General features: G+C 68.2%; 17 protein-coding genes. 11 read left to right on the top strand and 6 right to left on the bottom strand.

The genetic code is table 11. The features are described from left to right. Positions 1–15: 15 nt before the first annotated feature. Complete coding sequence (locus tag GKO32_RS27450; protein WP_154759828.1) at positions 16–840, bottom strand: LLM class F420-dependent oxidoreductase; 825 nt, start codon at positions 838–840, stop codon at positions 16–18. A gap of 53 nt (positions 841–893) precedes the next feature. Between GKO32_RS27450 and GKO32_RS27445 the strand changes: the two genes are divergently transcribed. Further along, positions 894–1,802: an aldo/keto reductase gene (locus GKO32_RS27445; protein ID WP_154759798.1), complete on the top strand. Its 909-nt coding sequence runs from the start codon at positions 894–896 to the stop codon at positions 1,800–1,802. Between the two features lie 49 nt (positions 1,803–1,851). After that, a complete protein-coding gene (locus GKO32_RS27440) occupies positions 1,852–2,730 on the top strand; it encodes an SDR family oxidoreductase (RefSeq protein ID WP_154759797.1) in 879 nt (292 codons plus the stop codon). 1 nt (position 2,731) lies between these two features. Here the strand turns inward: GKO32_RS27440 and GKO32_RS27435 are convergent, their stop codons facing one another. Next, the gene (locus tag GKO32_RS27435) at positions 2,732–3,007 is read right to left on the bottom strand and encodes a YciI family protein (protein ID WP_312868623.1); all 276 of its coding nucleotides are present in this window, start codon (positions 3,005–3,007) and stop codon (positions 2,732–2,734) included. Between the two features lie 134 nt (positions 3,008–3,141). Here GKO32_RS27435 and GKO32_RS27430 point away from each other — a divergent pair, with 134 nt between their 5' ends. The 4 genes from GKO32_RS27430 (at position 3,142) to GKO32_RS27415 (ending at position 6,085) form a co-directional block, all read left to right on the top strand. Continuing rightward, a complete protein-coding gene (locus GKO32_RS27430) occupies positions 3,142–3,714 on the top strand; it encodes a SigE family RNA polymerase sigma factor (protein ID WP_154759827.1) in 573 nt (190 codons plus the stop codon). Positions 3,715–3,765: 51 nt separating this feature from the next. Beyond that, positions 3,766–4,890, top strand: a complete 1,125-nt coding sequence (gene nagA, locus GKO32_RS27425; RefSeq protein ID WP_312868626.1) for an N-acetylglucosamine-6-phosphate deacetylase — start codon at positions 3,766–3,768, stop codon at positions 4,888–4,890. Between the two features lie 138 nt (positions 4,891–5,028). Beyond that, the gene (locus GKO32_RS27420) at positions 5,029–5,340 is read left to right on the top strand and encodes a hypothetical protein (protein WP_312868622.1); all 312 of its coding nucleotides are present in this window, start codon (positions 5,029–5,031) and stop codon (positions 5,338–5,340) included. 43 nt (positions 5,341–5,383) lie between these two features. Next, positions 5,384–6,085: a DedA family protein gene (locus GKO32_RS27415; protein ID WP_312868621.1), complete on the top strand. Its 702-nt coding sequence runs from the start codon at positions 5,384–5,386 to the stop codon at positions 6,083–6,085. A gap of 3 nt (positions 6,086–6,088) precedes the next feature. On the opposite strand, the gene GKO32_RS27410 is transcribed toward GKO32_RS27415, so the two are convergent. From GKO32_RS27410 to GKO32_RS27395, 4 genes are read right to left on the bottom strand one after another with little or no spacing between them, the layout of a single operon-like run. Further along, positions 6,089–6,487: a type II toxin-antitoxin system VapC family toxin gene (locus GKO32_RS27410; protein ID WP_154759794.1), complete on the bottom strand. Its 399-nt coding sequence runs from the start codon at positions 6,485–6,487 to the stop codon at positions 6,089–6,091. Further along, positions 6,487–6,759, bottom strand: coding sequence for a type II toxin-antitoxin system Phd/YefM family antitoxin (locus tag GKO32_RS27405; RefSeq protein WP_154759793.1), 273 nt, complete (start codon positions 6,757–6,759; stop codon positions 6,487–6,489). Before GKO32_RS27405 ends, GKO32_RS27410 begins: the two co-directional genes overlap by 1 nt. Before the next feature lie 30 nt (positions 6,760–6,789). Then, positions 6,790–8,181 (bottom strand): FAD-binding oxidoreductase, encoded by a 1,392-nt coding sequence (locus tag GKO32_RS27400; protein WP_154759792.1) that lies wholly within the window; start codon positions 8,179–8,181, stop codon positions 6,790–6,792. A 55-nt stretch (positions 8,182–8,236) separates the two neighbouring features. Beyond that, the gene (locus GKO32_RS27395) at positions 8,237–8,662 is read right to left on the bottom strand and encodes a PPOX class F420-dependent oxidoreductase (protein WP_154759791.1); all 426 of its coding nucleotides are present in this window, start codon (positions 8,660–8,662) and stop codon (positions 8,237–8,239) included. Positions 8,663–8,879: 217 nt separating this feature from the next. On the opposite strand from GKO32_RS27395, the gene GKO32_RS27390 reads away from it, so the two are divergent. From GKO32_RS27390 to GKO32_RS27370, 5 genes are all read left to right on the top strand, one after another. After that, entirely contained in the window at positions 8,880–9,407 is a 528-nt protein-coding gene (locus tag GKO32_RS27390) for a MarR family winged helix-turn-helix transcriptional regulator (protein ID WP_154759824.1), read from the top strand. Positions 9,408–9,411: 4 nt separating this feature from the next. Further along, positions 9,412–12,030 (top strand): MFS transporter, encoded by a 2,619-nt coding sequence (locus GKO32_RS27385; protein ID WP_154759790.1) that lies wholly within the window; start codon positions 9,412–9,414, stop codon positions 12,028–12,030. Further along, positions 12,027–12,848: a YceI family protein gene (locus GKO32_RS27380; protein WP_154759789.1), complete on the top strand. Its 822-nt coding sequence runs from the start codon at positions 12,027–12,029 to the stop codon at positions 12,846–12,848. Before GKO32_RS27385 ends, GKO32_RS27380 begins: the two co-directional genes overlap by 4 nt. Before the next feature lie 90 nt (positions 12,849–12,938). Then, a complete protein-coding gene (locus GKO32_RS27375; RefSeq protein WP_312868620.1) occupies positions 12,939–13,637 on the top strand; it encodes a DedA family protein in 699 nt (232 codons plus the stop codon). Positions 13,638–13,744: 107 nt separating this feature from the next. After that, positions 13,745–14,089: a VOC family protein gene (locus tag GKO32_RS27370; RefSeq protein ID WP_154759787.1), complete on the top strand. Its 345-nt coding sequence runs from the start codon at positions 13,745–13,747 to the stop codon at positions 14,087–14,089. Positions 14,090–14,092 lie beyond the last annotated feature (3 nt).

Genomic DNA, 14,092 nt, shown 5'->3' with positions numbered 1-14,092 from the left:
TTCAAAGAATCGGCACTACGACAGCAGGACCTGTGCAACCGCCCGGAACGCCGCGAGTGGGTCGTCGCCCAGCGACAGGACCACGACGTGGGTCGCGCCGGCGTCGAGGTGTTCGGTCAGCCGCGCGGCGATCACGTCAGGTGTGCCTCCTGCGACCACGGCGTCGACGAGCCGGTCACTGCCCCCGTTCGCGAAGTCCTCGTCGGTGAACGCGAGGCGTCGCCAGCTGTTGCGGTGGTTGGACAGGTTCAGCATGTTCCGAATCGCCTCGTGTGCGATCGCACGTGCCTTCGCCGCGTCCGGCTCCAGCACCACCGGATGTGCGGGCGCGAGCAGCGGGCCCTCGCCGAGCAATGCACGCGCCTGGCGGGTGTGCTCGGGGGTGACCATGGCCGGATGTGCCCCGGCGGTCCGGTCGCCGGCGAGCTTGAGCACCTTGGGGCCGAGCGCGGCGAGTGCCCGGTCGGCGACCGGTACGCCGGCTTCGTCGAGTTGGTCGAGGTATTCGACCATCTTGTCGTAGGGCTTTTGGTATTCCTTGGTTGCTTCCGGGTGTCCGATGCCGACGCCGAGCAGGAACCGCCCCGGGTGTTTGGCGACGATCCGGTGATACGACTCGGCGACCGGCGCCGCGTCGTCTTTCCACATGTTCACGATGCCGGTCGCGACGACGAGGTGATCGGTCGCGTCGAGCAGAGGTTCGACGAGGGAGAGGTCCGCATCGGGCGACCCGCCACCCCACAGCGCCCCGTAACCGAGTTTCTCCAGCTGGACCGCAAGGTCCGGCGTGAACGTCGAATAGGGCTGGGAGGCGCCGAGCCGACCGAGTGCATTCACCATGCCAACGGACAACCGATCACCTGGCGGCGGCATTCCGGGTTAGCGTGGGGTCCATGAAAATCGGCAACAGTGACCTGGATGTCCACCGCCTGAACCTCGGCGGCAACGTGTTCGGCTGGACGGCCGACGAGCAGGAGTCCTTCGCGGTGCTGGACGCCTACGCCGCGGCCGGCGGCAATTTCATCGACACGGCGGACAGTTACTCCGACGGCGGCTCCGAAACGATCATCGGGAACTGGCTGGCGAAGCGGGGCAACCGGGACGACGTCGTGATCGCGACGAAGGTGGGCAACGCGGCGGCGCGGCCAGGGCTGTCCGCCAAGAACATCCGGGCGGCGGCCGAGGATTCCTTGCGGCGCCTGCAAACCGACCACATCGACCTGTACTACGCGCACCGGGATCTCGCGGACGCGCCGCTGGAAGAGACCCTCGGTGCGTTCGACGAGCTGGTGCGGGCGGGCAAGGTCCGCTTCCTCGGCGCGTCCAACTTCAGCGCGGACCGGCTCGCCGAAGCACTGTCTATTTCGGACAGTTCGGGGTTCGCCCGGTTTGTCGCGCTGCAGCCGCACTACAACCTGGTCGAGCGCGCCTACGAGACGGACCTGTTGCCGCTGGTGCAGCGTGAGGGACTGTCCACATTGCCGTATTTCGCGCTGGCGAAGGGTTTTCTGACCGGAAAGTACCGGTCCCGCGAGACGGACACGGGCAGCCCGCGCGCGGCCCGCGCCGTGGAGTACCTGGACCATCGCGGCGAACGGGTGCTGGAGGCGCTCGACGACATCTCGGCCGCGCACAAGACCTCACCCGCCGCCGTCGCGATCGCGTGGCTGGCCTCGCGCCCGACCGTCGCCGCGCCGATCGCAAGCGCGCGCAACGTCGGGCAGCTGGCCGACCTGCTGGCGTCGGTCGAACTGGAACTCAGTGCCGCCGAGCTCGGGAGCCTCGACGAGGCCTCATCCTGATCTTACTCAGGAGTAGCTTACTCGCGGTAGGGTGAGGTACCGTTCGGTCATGCCCACGGTCAACGGCAAGGTCGTGCTCATCACCGGAGCTGCGCGCGGCATCGGCGCCGGGCTGGCCGAACGACTCGCTGCCCGCGGCGCCAAGGTCGCCCTCGTCGGTCTGGAGGCCGACGAACAGCAGCAGGTCGCCGCCCGGATCGGGCCGGCGGCGCGTGCCTGGGAAGCGGACGTCACCGACTGGGCTGCGCTGGAGAAGGCGACCGCGGGCGTCGTCGAGCACTTCGGTGGGATCGACATCGTCATCGCCAACGCGGGCATCGCCACCGCGGGTTTCGTCCGCTCGGTCGACCGCGCGGCGTTCGAGAAGGTGATCGACGTCGACCTGCTCGGCGTGTGGCGCACCTTCCGCGTCACGCTGCCCCATGTCATCGAACGCAAGGGCTACCTGCTGGCCATCTCTTCGCTCGCGGCGATCACGCACGCGCCGGGTCTCGCGAACTACAGTGCGGCCAAGGCCGGTGTCGAAGCGTTCTGCAACAGCCTCCGCGCCGAGGTCGCGCACCTCGGCGTCAAGGTCGGCGTCGCGCATCCCAGCTGGATCAAGACGGACATGGTGGACAGCGCGGACACGCACCCGGTGTTCGGCAAGCTGCGCGGGTCGATGCCCGGCCCGCTCGGCAAGACCTATCCCCTCGAGGTCGCCCTCGACCTCATCGAAGCCGGCGTGCTCAAGCGGGCACGGGCCATCCACGTGCCGCGCTGGGTGGTCGCGTTGAAGCTCGTCCGCGCGTTCCTGCCGCCGATCATCGAACTCGGCGCGCGGTTGCGGGTGCCGGCCGCCGACCGCGACGCGCTCGCGGACATCGAGGCTCGCGGTTCCCGCGACGCGGCCGTCGTCGGTCACGGCGGGAAGGCCGCCATCCGCTGAATCAGGGCAGCCAGGCGCCCAGCACCGGCCGGTACTCGCGCACGGTGCGCGTGGCCAGCGCGCCTTCGAGGTGGTACGGGTCCGTGTCGAGGATCTTCTCCAGCGCCGCCGCGTCGTCGGCCTGGATCAGCGTCACCCCGCCGCTGTCGTCACCGAGCGGCCCGGCGATCGCGACGGCACCCTCGTCGCTCAGGCGTTGCAACCACTCCCGGTGCCGCGGCCGGACTTCGCCGTACTTTTCCGGTACATACCGGGTCTCGACCAGGAACCACGCCACGATTACCTCCAAGTGCTGGAAACTTTGTCCGCACGCTACTTGCGACTATGGGGGCGTCACGGCACCCGATACCCTTGGCGCGCGTGGAACCAGCGGGGAACGCACGAACGAGGGCCGAGGACGGGCAGGACTACATGCCGGAAGGCAGCGCGGAGCGTAGCGTCGAGCGTACGCTCGGGCATTTGCGCACCATTGACGGGCTACCGCAGGCGCCGGCGCAGCCTGCCGTGCCACTGACCCTCGAGGATTTGTACCGCACGCATCGCATGCGCCTGGTCCGGCTGGCAATCCTCCTCGTCGACGAGCAGGCCACCGCTGAGGACGTCGTGCAGGAGGCGTTCACCGGGTTGTACCGCAACTGGAGCAGGCTGCGGGACGCACAGGCCGCCGTCGGTTACCTGCGCACCGCTGTCGTCAACGGCTCGCGCAGCGTGCTGCGCCGCCGCAAGACGGCGCGTGAGTACGTGCCGCCGCACATGGTCAACGCGCGGTCGGCGGAAAGTCTTGCGATGCTCTCGAATGAGCATCAGGCTGTGGTCAGCGCGTTGTCGAAACTTCCGCCGCGCCAGCGGGAAGTGCTTGTCCTGCGGTACTACGGCGGACTTTCCGAAGCGGAGATCGCCGACGCGGCCGGCATCTCGAAGGGCACCGTGAAGTCCACCGCGAGCCGTGCGCTGGAGTCGCTGCAGAAGGCGATGAACGGCTGACATCGCGAGTATGGTTTAGACCAATATATGCTGGAGTGCGTGACGGACTTCGTGCTGACCGGCGGCCGGCTGGCGCTGCCTGAAGGACTTGTCGACGACGGCTGGCTTGCCGTCTCCGGCGGGCGGATCTCGGGCATCGGCACCGGTACCCCACCGCCGGGCGACCAGGTGGAACTGAACGGGAAGCTGGTGGTTCCCGGCTTCATCGACACGCACTGCCACGGCGGCGGAGGCGGATCGTTCTCCAGCGGTGAGTCGAAGGAGCTGGAGCGGGCGATCGCCGCGCACCGGCGGCACGGCACCACAACGATGCTGGCGAGCCTGGTGTCCGAACCGATCCGGTCGCTGGTGAACCAGCTGGCCGCGCTGCGCGAGCTGGTCGACGAAGGTGAGCTCGCCGGTGTCCACCTCGAAGGCCCGTTCATCGCCGAAGCCCGATGCGGCGCCCACGATCCCGGCGTGCTGCTCGAACCCGACACCGCGTCCGTCGCCGCGTTGTTGCGTGCGGGGCACGGTGCGGTGCGCATGGTGACGCTCGCGCCCGAACTGGCCGGTGGCGTACGCGCCGTCCGCCAGCTGACCGAGTCCGGCGTCATCGCGGCGATCGGGCACACCGACGGTACCGAGGAGCAGATCCGGCCCGCGATCGACGCCGGCGCGACCGTCGGCACCCACCTGTTCAACGGCATGCGCCCGCTGCATCACCGCGAGCCGGGCCCGATCGGTGCGCTGCTGGACGACGAACGCGTCACCGTCGAGCTGATCTGCGACCTCGTGCACGTCCATCCGACGGTGCTGCGCCTGGCCGCGACGCATGCCGGCCGCGGGCGCACGGTGCTGATCACCGACGCGATGTCGGCCACCGACGCGGCCGACGGCCGGTACCAGCTGGGCAGACTGGAAGTCGACGTCCGCGACGGCGTCGCGACGCTCGCGGACACCGGCTCGCTCGCCGGCAGCACGCTGACCATGGACGTCGCGTTCCGCAACCTGGTGCGCGGCGCCGGACTTGGTATCCCCGACGCGGTGCGTGCGACCTCCGGCAGACCCGCGGAGCTGCTCGGCATCTGCGACCGCACCGGTTCGCTGGAAACCGGCCTCGCCGCCGATGTGGTCGTGCTCGACGACGACCTGCGCCCGGTGAAGGTGCTGCGTGCCGGCGAGTGGGTCAGTTGACGAAATCCTCGCGCCTGCGGGACACCGTGCTTTTCGTTACCAATCCGACCACAGTCACGGCTATCCGGCTTGCGTGGCAACATTTACGCGCTGCTCGGGGGTCTGCCTGCTTTTGGTCGGATCGGTAAGCTGCTCTGGGTGAGCGAGCTTCAGGACCCGGAGCGCCTGCTGGCCGAGGCACTGCGCGCGCAGGCGCGAAGCGCTCCGCCCGCGGGTCCCGGCCCGGTGCCGGAGCCGACGAGCCTGCCGCCGCAGTACGGTCTGCTGTCCGGCACCGGTGACGGTGCGCTGGCGCGCGAGAGCGCCGCGCTCGAACCACCGACCGTGCGCCACCCCGCGGTGCGCTCGAAAACGCCGTCCGGGCCGCTGCCCGCCTACTGGATCTTGTTGCTCGCGGTCCTGCTCGGCCTCGCGACCGGCGCGGTGATCGGGCTCATCACCCTGCTCTGAGGCAGCGGAAACAACACAGTGTCACCCTGTACCGTTTGATGGCGTGTACCTCGCCGAGACGACGACACTCGCCCTGATGCCGAACTGGTTCAACCCGGAGTACCTGCTGACCCAGTTCGGTGGGTACGTAATCCTCGGGTTGTGCCTGGTCATCTTCATCGAAAGCAGCATCTTCCCGGTGCTGCCCGGTGATTCCCTGCTGTTCACCGCCGGGCTGTTCGTCGCGCAAGGCTCGATCCACACCCCGCTGTGGCTGGTGTGCCTGGTGGTGAGCGTCGCGGCGCTGCTGGGCAACGCGGTCGGGTACTTCATCGGCTACAAGGCGGGGCCTGCGCTGTTCAAGCGGCCGGATTCGCGGTTCTTCAAGCAGGAGTACGTCGACAAGACGCACGCTTTCCTGGAGAAGCACGGCCCGAAGGCGGTCGTGCTGGCCCGCTTCGTGCCGTTCGTGCGCACGTTCATCACGTGGATCGCGGGCGTCGGCCGGATGGACGCGAAGAGGTACTTCACCTACACCATCATCGGCGGCATCCTCTGGGCAGGCGGGATCACCGCGCTGGGGCACGTGCTCGGCAACATCTCGTTCATCAAGAACAACATCGAGGCGATCTTCATCCTGATCGTGCTCGTGTCGGTGGTGCCGATCGTCATCGAATGGGCCCGCAGCCGCCGGGAACGCAAGAACGCCCCGTCCGCCGAAGCGGACGCGGAGGTCACCCAGCAGATCCCCCGCATCGACCGCTGACGGTCAAGCGCCGGGGCTGCGGACCGCCAGCCCGAGTGACTCCGCGCAAGCGCGCAACCGCTTGTCATAGGTGACGAAACTGGTCAACTGCGCCCCGAACACCGTGTGCGCGGTCGCCAGGTGGATCGCATCCAGTGAGCGAAGCTCGGGTACGCGATAACTCGCAGCGGTGCTACGAACCAGATCGTCGATTTCGTATCGCGCTATCCGTTCCAGCACACCGGGGACCTCGACAATAAGTTCGGGCTCGGTCCGCAACAATGCCCTCGGCAGCTCGACCTCGGCGAGCGCGGAGGAGACCAGCATCGTGTCCGCCTGTCCGGCGAGCCATTCGACCAATACGTCGCTTTCCGGTTCCCGGCGGATCAGCTTTACGAGAGCGGCCGTATCCAGGTAGATCATCAGTACCGTTCGTCATCTCGGAGTCGTCGAAGGAGCTCTCCGGCTTCCTGATCGGTTCTGACGGGACCCTTCGGCGCCGGAATCGGCCCGGTGAGCTTGGCCGGCCGCAGCTTGCCGGCCGCTACCAGGTCCGCCACCGGGCTCGGCTGTGCCGGGACAAGCCGCGCGATCACTGCACCTCGCTCGGTGATCTCGACCTCCTCGCCGTCCTTCACCCGAGCAAGCACGCCGGCAGTGTCCTGGTTCAGTTCTCGAACCGGTACCCGAGTCATCTGGCCAAGTGTAGTACATCTGTGTAGTACTTACGTCATCGAGAACATCGAGCCCGGGTTGAAGAGGTTGTCCGGGTCGAGCGCCTGCTTGATCCGCCGGTGCACGCGGATGCCGACCGGGCCGATCTCGCGCTCCAGCCACTCCTTCTTGATCTTGCCGATCCCATGCTCGCCGGTCACCGTGCCGCCGAGGGACAATCCGACGTCGAGAATCTCGTCGAAAGCCTTGTGGGCGCGGGAAAACTCGTCCTCCGAGTCGGCTGCGTAGACGATCGTCGGGTGCATGTTCCCGTCGCCGGCGTGCCCAACCACCGCGATCCGCAGGCCGACCTCCGCGCTGATCCGCTCGCACGCCTTGATCAGCTCCGCGATCCGCGTCCGCGGCACGGACACGTCGTCGGTCAGCCAGACGCCGTACTCCTCCAGCGCGGTGAGCACGACCCGGCGGGCCTGCAGCAGCATCCGGCCTTCGGCGAGATCGTCGGTCGCGTAGGCCATCGTCGCCCCGCAGTCGACGCAGATCTGTTCCAGCGCCGCCAGTTCACGCCGGGCCACTTCGCCGCCGGAGTCGGACTGGCACAGCAGCAACGCCTGGCAATCCGAGCCGGCGCCGAGGTCGGTCTTGAGATAGTGCTCCGCGGCCTTGATGGAGCTGGCGTCCATGATCTCCATCAGCGAAGGCACCAGTCCCTCCTGGACCACACGGGCAACCGCCTCGCCTGCCTTGTCGGTGTGGTCGAACCCGGCGACCAGCGTGCCCGGCGCCTGCGGCAGCGGGCGCAACGCCACCGTCGCCTGGGTGATCACCCCGAGCGTGCCCTCGCTGCCGATGAACAGCTTCGTCAGGTCGTACCCGGCGACTCCCTTGACGGTGCGCCGCCCGGTCTTGAGCAGCGAGCCGTCCGCGAGCACGACTTCCAGCCCCAGCACGGCATCCGTGGTGACGCCGTACTTCACGCAGCAGAGCCCGCCGGCGTTCGTGGACAGGTTGCCGCCGATGGTGCACCAGTCGTAGCTCGACGGGTCGGGCGGATAGAACAGCCCGTGCTTCTCCACCGCGTTGCGGAAATCCAGGTTGACCACGCCGGGCTGCACGACGGCGAGCCGGTTGCCCGGATCGACCTCCAGCACCTGGTCGAACTTCGTCATCACGAGCATCACGCAGCCGTCGATGGCGTTGGCGGCGCCGGACAGGCCGCTGCCGGCGCCGCGCGGGACGATCGGCACCTTCGCCTCGGCACAGGCCCGCACGATCGCCTGCACCGCCTCGACCGAAGCGGGCAGCACCACCGCCAGCGGCCGCCCCGACGGAGCCAGCGGCATCATGTCGCGCGAGTAACTGCCGATGACGTCAGGGTCGGTCAGGACCGCGTCCTTCCCGGCCGCTTCCTGGAGCTTGGTCAGCAATGCTTCGGTGCCCATGTGCCTATCGTAAGGCTCATTTGTCCACAGTGCGGAAGAACTTTTCCGAATTTTCTCAGCGGACGGCGCCGATGATCCGCTCGACCGGAATTCGCAGCACCAGGCGTTTGTCGGCGACCATCGCCGCGCGGTACTCGTCCCAGTCCGGGTGCTCGCCGACGATCTTTTGGTAGAGCTCGATGAGCTCTTCGACGGCCTGGTCGTGCGGGTCCTGTGCGACGGGCGAAAACTCGGCGGTACCTTCGGCGACGGCATAGGACCAGCCGTCGGCGCTCGACACGTGATAGGTCGCTCGCGGGTCACGGCGCAGGTTCCGCGTCTTCGCCCGGTCGGCGGTGACCGACACGAGGATCTTGCCGGTTCCGGCGTCGTAGAAGTGGGACACGGTCGACAGCTGCGGTCGCCCGTCGCGCTTGATGGTCGCCAATACGCCGAACCGGCTGTCGGACAGGAGCGTGGTCAGTGCCTCACGATCGGTCATGCCGCAAATTGTCGTACCCGATCGCTAACGTCGGCCACATGCACAACGAGTGAACGGTACGAACCGGACAGAGCACCACAGAGTAATTCAGTTGCGTTCGACAACTAAAGTGTTCTCGAACACAGAAGAACTATTTGACTGGCGCAACCAATCACTTCGGGTGCATCCTTGCTTAGGGCAACTAGTTGCAGAGGCCAATCAAGCTGGTGAGGAAGTGATGACCATGGCGGCGGCAGCCACGCGCGAAGATGCCTTCACGGCGGCCGACCTCGACGTCGCCGACGAGCTCGGCGTACAGATGGTCCGCTTCATCCGTGCCCTCAACAAGGCGAAGTCGCAGGTCGGGAAGCAGGGGCCGGACGGCATCGAGCGCGCCGCCTACGCGATCCTGTTCCACCTGATCCACGACGGTCCGCAGCGCACCAGCAAGCTCGCCGATGCGCTGCACGCCGAGATCTCCACGATCAGCAGGCAGAGCAGCGCGCTGGTGCAACACGGACTGGTCGAGCGCCAGGCCGATCCGGTGGACGGCAGGGCGTGCCTGCTCGCACCCACCAGCGAGGGGTTGCGGGTCTTCGAGGAGAACCGCAGGCAACGCAACAAATGGCTGGCAACGGTGCTGGCCGACTGGCCGGAGGAGGACCGGCAGACGCTGAACCGGCTGCTGCACCGGCTCAACTCCGGTATCGAGACAAGCATTCCACAGATTGCCGACCCCGCGTCGGCGCAGGCAAAGGGGGCCTGACCGCATGACGAGTTCCACCCGACAACCCGCGGCGCCGGCAGCAGGGGGAGCGCTGCCGGCGGACGACGGGCCGCAACTGTCGCACCGGCAGATCATGACCGTGCTGTCCGGGCTGTTGCTGGGCATGTTTCTCGCCGCGCTCGACCAGAACATCGTCAGCGTGGCGATCGTCAGGATCGCGAACGACCTGAACGGGTTCAGCGAGCAGGCCTGGGCCACCACGGCGTACCTGATCACCGCGACGATCGCGACACCGCTGTACGGCAAGCTTTCCGACATCTACGGCCGCAAACCGTTCTACCTCACGGCGATCGCGCTGTTCGTGATCGGTTCGGCGGCCTGTACGTTCGCCACCTCGATGTACGAGCTGGCGGCGTTCCGCGCCTTCCAGGGCCTTGGCGCCGGTGGTCTGATGTCGCTCGCCATGACGATCATCGGCGACATCGTGCCGCCGCGTGAACGCGTGCGCTACCAGGGCTACTTCATGATGGTCTTCGGTTCGGCCACCGTGCTCGGCCCGGTGCTCGGCGGGTTCTTCTCCGGCCTGTCCACCCTCGGTGGGCTGCACGGCTGGCGCTGGGTCTTCCTGATCAACGTGCCGATCGGCATCCTCGCGCTGTTCGTGGTGGCGAAGGTGCTGAACATCCCGCACCAGAAGCAGCCACAGCGCATCGACTGGTTCGGTGCCATCGCACTCGCGGTGGCGGTGATCCCACTGCTGCTGGTCGCCGAGCAGGGCCGCACCTGGGGCTGGGGCTCCACCAACGCGGTGATCTGTTACGCCGTCGCGGCGTTCGGCGTGGTCCTGTTCATCTTCGTCGAGTACGTCATGAAGGACGCGGCGCTCATCCCGCTGCGGCTGTTCAAGAACTCGACGTTCAGCATCGTCATCGCCGGCAGCACGATCGTCGGTGTCGCGATGTTCGGTGGCATCACCATGGTCCCGCAGTACTTCCAGGTGGTCCGTGGCTACTCGCCGACCAACGCGGGCCTGATGATGCTGCCACTGGTGCTGGGCATCATGCTCGGTTCGCAGCTGTCCGGCCGGATCACCGCCAAGACGGGGCGCTACAAGTTCCTTCCGGTCGTCGGCACGTTCGTGATCGCGATCGGTGCGGTGCTCTACGCGCAGGTGCACTTCGACAGCCCGCTGTGGCAGCCGCTGGCGTACGCGCTGATCATCGGCCTCGGCCTCGGTGGCTGTATGCAGACGCTGATCATCGCCGCGCAGAACGCGGGACCGCGCAGTGACATGGGTGTGTCCACCGCGGCGGCGACGTTCTTCCGGCAGATGGGCGGCACGCTGGGTGTCGCGGTGTTCCTGACGATCCTGTTCAACCTGCTCCCGAACCGGATCTCGGATGCCTTCGGCGGCCGGCTCCCCGCGCAGTTCAACGCGGGTGCGCTGACCCAGCTGCAGTCGAACACCAGCGGGCTGCAGAGTCTGCCCGAAGCCATCAAGGTCCCGGTGCTGACCGGGTTCACCAACTCGATGCACGGCGTGTTCTACGTCGCCGCCGGGGTCGCCCTGCTGGCCTGCATCGTGCTGCTGTTCATGCGGGAGATCCCGCTGGGCGGTGGTTCGGCCCCGACGCCGGCGAAGCCGGTCGAAGCTACGGACGCACCGGTGGAGACGGCGGCGCCGGCCGCGCTGGTCAGCGAGGACACCTGGGCCGACGCGGATGCTGCACTCGACGCCGAGGACCGGGAACCGGTGCTCGTCGGCGGCCGGCATTCGGCCCCGAGCGAGACCAACGGGCACGGAAACTACCAGCTCGCCGCGCAGACCGCGCCGTTCACCGCGACGGCCGGCATGAGCAGCCCCGTCGAGACCGACGGCCAGCCGATCAGTGGACACATCCGCAGGCAGGACGGCTCTTCGGTGCTCGGCGCGGCGCTGACGCTGATCGACCAGCGCGGCCGCCAGGTCTCGCGGGCCACCGCGGGTGGGGACGGTGCGTACACGATCAACGCCCCGGGCGCCGGCACGTATGTGCTGATCGTCTCGGCGAGTGGGCACCAGCCGCAGGCCTCGAGCGTCGTCGTCGGGCAAGGCCCGGTGAGGGTGGACCTCACGCTGGTCGGGTCGGGCGAGCTCAGCGGTGTGGTCCGGCTCGCCGGGCAGGGCACGCCGTTCCCCGGTGCGACGGTCACGCTGACCGACTCGCGCGGTGAGGTCACCGGTGCGGCGATCACCACCGCGGAGGGCGCCTACACCTTCACCGGTGTCGGGGCCGGCTCGTACACGCTGGTCGCGAGCGCGGAGCGGATGCGCCCGGTCGCGGACATGCTGACCGTGCCGGACAGCGGCGTGCTGCACCACGACCTGGAGCTGGCCTCGGCGGTCGTGCTCGCCGGTACCGCCCGCACGGAGGGTGACCGCGCGGTCCCCGACGCGCGGATCACGGTGCTCGACGCGCAGGGCAACGTCGCGGCGGTGGCCAGGACCGACGACGAGGGCCGGTACCTGGTGAGCGACCTGCCCGAGGGTGACTACACGGTGGTGGCCAGCGGGTACCCGCCGGCCACGAGCCAGGTCAAGCTGCCGGGCGGCGAGTCCGTGCACGACGTGCGGCTCGGCTACGAGCAGGTGATCGACGAGTTCGGTGGCGAGCCGGCATGAGCGGGCTGCGCGCGCGGATCCAGACGGTCGAGGGCTGGGGGGTCGAGGGTGCGGTGCTGACCGTGACCGATCTGGCCGGCCAGCAGGTGGCCCGTGCGACGGCGGACGCGAAGGGGGCGGTGGCCACCGAGCCGCTGCCCCCGGGCGTCTACACCGCGGTGCTCACCGCGGCCGGGTACAACCCGGTGGCCCGTACGGCGCAGATCGGCTCGGACGGCGCCGGTTCGCTCGGCGAGATCCCGCTGCAGCCGGTGGCAGGTTCGGTCGAGCTGCCGCCGGCCGGACCGTGGACGATCGATCCGGTGCACACCACCGTCGTCGCGACGGCCCGGCACCTGGGCATCGCCAGCATCCGGGCCCGCTTCGGTGAGGTCAACGGCCGGATCACGATCGGAAGGCCGGTGGAGCAGTCCTCGGTGCACGCGGAGATCAAGGCGGCGAGCATCGACAGCGGCATCCAGATGCGCGACGACCATCTGCGCTCGCCGGACTTTCTCGACGTCGAGACGTACCCGACGATCAGTTTCGCCAGCACGGCGCTGCACCAGCGCGGCGCGGACCGGTGGGCGCTGGCCGGTGAGCTCACCTTGCACGGCGAGCGGCGGCAGGTGGAACTCGACCTGACCTACGGCGGCTGGGGTCCCGACCCCTGGGGCGGCGTGCGTGCCGCGTTCCACGCCGAGACCTTGTTGCACCGCAACGACTTCGCGATCAACTACAACGCGATGGTCCGCGCGGGGGTCGCCGCGATCGGCACCACGGTGAAGGTGGAGATCGATATCGAGGCCGTTCAAGGCGAGTCGTTGCCGCAGATGTGAGCAACCATCCGGGCGTGAATCGCTCCCGGAAACCCACGATTGGCCCCTTCGACTGACCATGGCTTGCTTCGGCCACGTAGGCTTCGGCGGGTGAGTATCGACTACGCCGCTTCGTCCGGCCTCGGCGTGAGCTGGCTGGACACCGCGGGGCCGGTGCTGGTCTGGGTGATCGTGCTCAGTTTCGTGTTCGTCGAATGCGCACTGATCGTCGGCCTGTTCCTGCCTGGTGACTCGCTGCTTTTCGCCGCCGGTGTCGTGCTGGCCTCGCACGGCGCCGACGCGAACGCGTGGCTGCTTTCGGTGGCCGCGCTGGTCGTGGCCGTGGTGGGCAACCAGGTCGGGTACTACATCGGCAAACACACCGGTACCAGGTTCATCGCCCGCCGGGGTGGGCGCGTGCTCAACCGTGCCAACCTCGAGCGGGCGCGCGAGTTCCTGGACCGGAAGGGTTTCCTCGCGGTGGTCGCGGCTCGGTGGATCCCATGGGTGCGGACGCTGGCTCCGCTCATCGCGGGCGCAGCGCGCATGAACCCCCGGCGGTTCCTGTTCGCCACCGCGCTGGGTGGTCTGCTGTGGGTTCCGACGCTGGTGCTGCTGGGCTACTACGGCGCCGGGCTGCTCGATGTGATCCCGTGGGTGAAGACCGTGCTGGTGTGGCTGTCCGTGGCGTTCTTCGTCGGCGGCACCGGTTACGGCATCGTCCGCTACCGCCAGGAAATGCGTCGCCCGGTGGACGACGCCGGGCGTCCCGGCGGCAGCGCCGACTCCTCGCTGCGCGAGGCCGCCTGAACCGCGCGGACCGGTCAGGAATCGAGAAGCGACCTCGGTGGTACGCGGCTTAGCCTCGTGTCACATCGGCGAACAGGCGCCGGTGCGACACGAAGGGAGCACACCGAATGTCCGAGCAGCCCACCACGATCCTCTTCCCCGTGCGTGACCTTGCCAAGACGAAAGCCCTGTTCAAGGCGCTGCTGGGGGTCGACCCGACTTCCGACGAGCCGTACTACGTCAGCTTCGAGACCGGCGGCAGGCACATCGGGCTGGTGCCGAACGGGCACAGCCAGGGCATGACGGGGCCGGTCGTCTACTGGTCGGTGGACGACATCAAGGGCACCGTGCAGACCCTGCTGGATGCGGGCGCGCAGGTGCAGCAGGACGTCCGGAACGTCGGCGGCGGCAGGATGGTCGCCACGGTGACGGACGCCGACGGCAACCCGATCGGCCTCATGCAGGACAGCTGACGC

The organism is Amycolatopsis pithecellobii (genome assembly GCF_009707865.1).
GTDB lineage: Bacteria > Actinomycetota > Actinomycetes > Mycobacteriales > Pseudonocardiaceae > Amycolatopsis_E > Amycolatopsis_E pithecellobii.
The sequence above is the reverse complement of the archived record's forward strand: the minus strand, read 5'-3'. Positions and strand labels throughout refer to the sequence as shown.